Source organism: Flavobacterium sp., from assembly GCF_021151785.1.
GTDB lineage: Bacteria > Bacteroidota > Bacteroidia > Flavobacteriales > Flavobacteriaceae > Flavobacterium.
Genome location: NZ_JAGKWP010000156.1, coordinates 1 through 3,572, shown reverse-complemented (window position 1 = coordinate 3,572; position 3,572 = coordinate 1). Strand labels below are relative to the sequence as shown.

The 3,572-nt window shown below is 37.6% G+C and carries 6 protein-coding genes; 4 read left to right on the top strand and 2 right to left on the bottom strand.

Features of this window, described 5'->3' with window-relative positions:
• The first annotated feature begins 151 nt into the window (after positions 1-151).
• The 4 genes from yihA to QZ824_RS11080 are packed head-to-tail and all read left to right on the top strand — an operon-like array spanning position 152 to position 2,126.
• The gene (gene yihA, locus QZ824_RS11095; RefSeq protein ID WP_291276079.1) at positions 152-751 is read left to right on the top strand and encodes a ribosome biogenesis GTP-binding protein YihA/YsxC; all 600 of its coding nucleotides are present in this window, start codon (positions 152-154) and stop codon (positions 749-751) included.
• On the top strand, positions 711-1,184 hold the full coding sequence (locus tag QZ824_RS11090; protein ID WP_291276078.1) for an energy transducer TonB: 474 nt from the start codon (positions 711-713) through the stop codon (positions 1,182-1,184). The genes yihA and QZ824_RS11090 overlap by 41 nt, the downstream gene beginning before the upstream one ends.
• Before the next feature lie 41 nt (positions 1,185-1,225).
• Positions 1,226-1,825 (top strand): DUF5606 domain-containing protein, encoded by a 600-nt coding sequence (locus QZ824_RS11085; RefSeq protein ID WP_291276077.1) that lies wholly within the window; start codon positions 1,226-1,228, stop codon positions 1,823-1,825.
• Positions 1,818-2,126, top strand: coding sequence for a hypothetical protein (locus QZ824_RS11080; protein ID WP_291276076.1), 309 nt, complete (start codon positions 1,818-1,820; stop codon positions 2,124-2,126). Before QZ824_RS11085 ends, QZ824_RS11080 begins: the two co-directional genes overlap by 8 nt.
• Here QZ824_RS11080 and QZ824_RS11075 read toward each other — a convergent pair.
• Both QZ824_RS11075 and QZ824_RS11070 read right to left on the bottom strand, forming a co-directional pair.
• Positions 2,109-2,972 carry a fructosamine kinase family protein gene (locus QZ824_RS11075; RefSeq protein ID WP_291276075.1) on the bottom strand — a complete coding sequence of 288 codons (864 nt, stop codon included), beginning with the start codon at positions 2,970-2,972 and terminating at the stop codon, positions 2,109-2,111. The genes QZ824_RS11080 and QZ824_RS11075 overlap by 18 nt on opposite strands.
• Positions 2,973-3,010: 38 nt before the next feature.
• On the bottom strand, positions 3,011-3,505 hold the full coding sequence (locus tag QZ824_RS11070) for a low molecular weight protein-tyrosine-phosphatase (RefSeq protein WP_291276074.1): 495 nt from the start codon (positions 3,503-3,505) through the stop codon (positions 3,011-3,013).
• Positions 3,506-3,572 lie beyond the last annotated feature (67 nt).

Sequence of the window (3,572 nt, the reverse complement as noted above, 5' to 3'; positions counted from 1 at the left end):
AACTTAAATGTAAAGGTTACGTTTGATTAATACAATTTTTTGAAAAAACTATTCAGTATGCAATTGTAAGTAATTCGAATAATAAAACCTATGAAAGTCAAGTAATCGTATAATATTAGTAAATTGTAGGTCGATTTAATTATACGATTTTATGAAATTGAATGCAAAATTCATCAGCAGTTACGATGATTATAAAAAATGTCCTGAAAACAGCCTGCCTGAATATGCATTTATAGGTCGTTCAAACGTTGGTAAATCGTCTCTGATAAACATGCTGACGGGTGTTAAAAATTTGGCTATGACCTCCTCAAAACCAGGTAAAACACAATTAATTAACATGTTTAATATTGAAGATTCCTGGATTTTAACCGATTTGCCGGGTTATGGTTTTGCCAAAGCAAGCCAGTCCAGTCGCATCAAATGGGGTCGAATGGTGCATGATTACCTAAAAAACAGAGCCAACCTGACCAACGTATTCTTGTTGGTTGATTCCCGGCATGACCCGATGAAATCGGATCTGGAGCAGGTTAGCTGGCTGGCAAGCAACGGTATTCCATTTAGTCTCGTATTTACCAAGGCAGACAAACAATCTGTTACCCAGACAAACCGCAATCTGGCCCAATGGGAGAAAGTGCTGGGTGAAGACTGGGAAGAATTACCGAAGAGTTTTACAACCTCTTCAGAATCAGGAAAAGGAAAAGAAGAATTACTTGCCTATATACATGAAATCAATCAACAGATTTCAAAATAAAAGTAATACTACTTACAATGATTTTTCATATAATTGTAAATTAAACCGTAACCAAACTCAAATTATGAAACACTTCTTATTTATTCTGGCTATTGGCATCGCAGCAGTATTCTCTTACAGTGAAATTACTGCTCAGACAGCACCTACCAAGGTTATTCCGGCAGCTCAATATTATGAAGGCGGACAAACGGCAATGTACGAGTTCATCAATTCACACATGTTGTATCCACCAACAGCAAAGCGTAACAGAATTCAGGGAGAATGTATTGTTGCTGGTGTTTTGGAAGCAGATGGTACGCTTACCAATGTTAGTGTTGTAAAAAATATCGGTGGAGGCTGTGGTGAAGAGGCTGCGCGTGTTGTAAAATTATTAAAGTTCAAAGCACCTGGTTTTAAATCCCAAACAAGCATTCCTGTTTATTTTAAACTATAATCAAATCGTTTAGTAATCATTATTTTGAATAATAAATTAAAATGGAGTTAAGAGAAGTAGCAGCCGTATCCGGTAGAGGTGGTTTATTTAAAATACTTAAGCCTACAAAAAATGGTGTAATCTTAGAAGCACTTGATGCGTCTAAAAAGCGTTTTGTTGCAGGTGCCAACGAGAGAGTATCGATCTTAAATGAAATTTCAATCTACACAACCGACAAAGAAGGTTCTGTAGCATTGGAAACTGTATTACAGAAAATTCATAAAACATTTGGCTCTGACATTAAAGTAACAGCTAAGTCTTCAAACGACGAATTTGCAGCTTTCTTAGCAGCAGTTTTACCTGAATACGATCGTGAAAAAGTATACCATTCAGATATTAAAAAACTGGCTAACTGGTATAGCATCATTTTAGCGAACTTCCCTGAAATTCTTGTTGAGAAAAAAGAAAACAAGAAAGAAGATAAAAAAGCAGAGGCAAAAGCTGAAGTAAAAGCAGAAGCAGCTGCTTCAGAAGAGGCACCAGCTAAAAAACCTGCTGCGAAAAAAGCGGCTGCGAAAGCAGAAGCTCCGGCAAAAGAAGAAAAAGCAGCACCTGCTAAAAAAGCAGCAGCTAAAAAACCTGCTAAAGCCAAAGGTGAATAATTCTTTAGAAATATTTGATCTTACCATACCAGAACATCCGGAGCTTGACACTCCGGATGTTTCTGTTTTTAAGCAAAACCTATTAAAACAAATACATTTTTTACTGGAGAAGGATCAGACTACCCTTTGGAACGGTTTATACCGGATAGATGTAGCAGAAAATAAAGTACGGGAAATTTTTTTCGGGATACCCGACAGCAGTGAATTAGCGTCAAAACTCAGCGACCTTATTATTGAACGCCTCATTCAAAAAATGCACTTCCGGAGAAAATATGCTAAGGGATCAGACGAAACGTTTTAAGGTTTCTCTTACAGAAGCAATATACCAGCCACCAAATAGATTTACATGCACCAATAACGGATATAGATTGTATATATCTACCCTGGTGTCAAAAAAACCTTTATCAAGCGGCAAAACCTCTTTATAAGCTTCGTAAAATTCATCTTCAAAACCGCCGAACAGTTTTGTAAAGGCAATCTCTATTTCGCGGTTTCCGAAATAAGATGCAGGATCTACAAAACAAACAGTTCCTTTTTGATTAAGCGTAAAATTACCGCTCCACAGATCACCATGCAGTAAGGCAGGCTTCGACTGCGTAAGCAGATCCGGCAGCCGCACGGATAGTTTATCGATCATAGAAATAATTTCTGTACCCAATACCTTTTCTGCTTTGCGCGCCTGCGGCCATATGCGCTCTTCTACAAAAAAATCAACCCAGTTGGCGTGTTGTTTATTTGATTGAGGCAATGCGCCTATGTAGTTATCGTATTCCAAGCCGAAGGAAGTACTATGCACTTTATGAACTTCCGCAAGGGTTCTTCCAAAATCTTCCCAGAAATCAGCCATCCGTTTACCCGGTTCAATCAGTTTTAATATAAAATAGCTTACATGATCCACCGTTCCATAGCCAACCACTTCAGGGATATTCTGAGGTACTGCCTTACGAAGCAATTCAAGATTCCGCACTTCCTTTTCAAACATATCTACCAGCCCTGCACGATTTGTTTTGATAAAGAAATTTCCTTTTGAAGATTTAACAGCAAAAGCTCTGCTTGTATTTCCTCCACCAATCGGTCTTACTTCCTGAACGGTAACATCCGGTCCGGTAACCTGAATTAATAAGGATTCAATCGTTTCTTTATTCATGTGTAAACAAAATTTCAGTGCAAAACTGCTCTATGTAATCAGATGGAATGCTTCCTGCGAATATAGCTTAATAATTCATAGGATGAGCGTTCCAGCATATCAAAAACTTGATAAAATCCCTCCTGCCCTCCATAATATGGATCCGGCACATTTGCTCCGGCATGTTCAGGATCAAAATCACGCATCAGAAAAATTTCAGACTTGCTTTCCAATCTTTTAATCTCCGGTGTCATAAGTTTTTTAATATTAGCGAGATTGTCTTTATCCATAGCCAGAATAACATGCTGATTTATCAAATCCTTTTCAACAAATTCCCGACCTTTGTGATTCAAAATAATGTTTTTTTCTGCACAGGTACCCGTTGCCCGATGGTCCGGATCCTCGTCAATATGATACCTGCTGGTGCCTGCCGAGTCAATTGAAAAATATTTTTCCAACCCTTCCTTTTTCACAATATTCTTAAAAATGCCCTCTGCCATCGGAGAACGACAAATATTGCCAAGACACACAAATAGTACATTAATTTTGTTCATAACAAAAGTTTATTAATCCGTGAAAATAGCATATTTTAGTAACTAAAATAATTATCATATTCAAAAC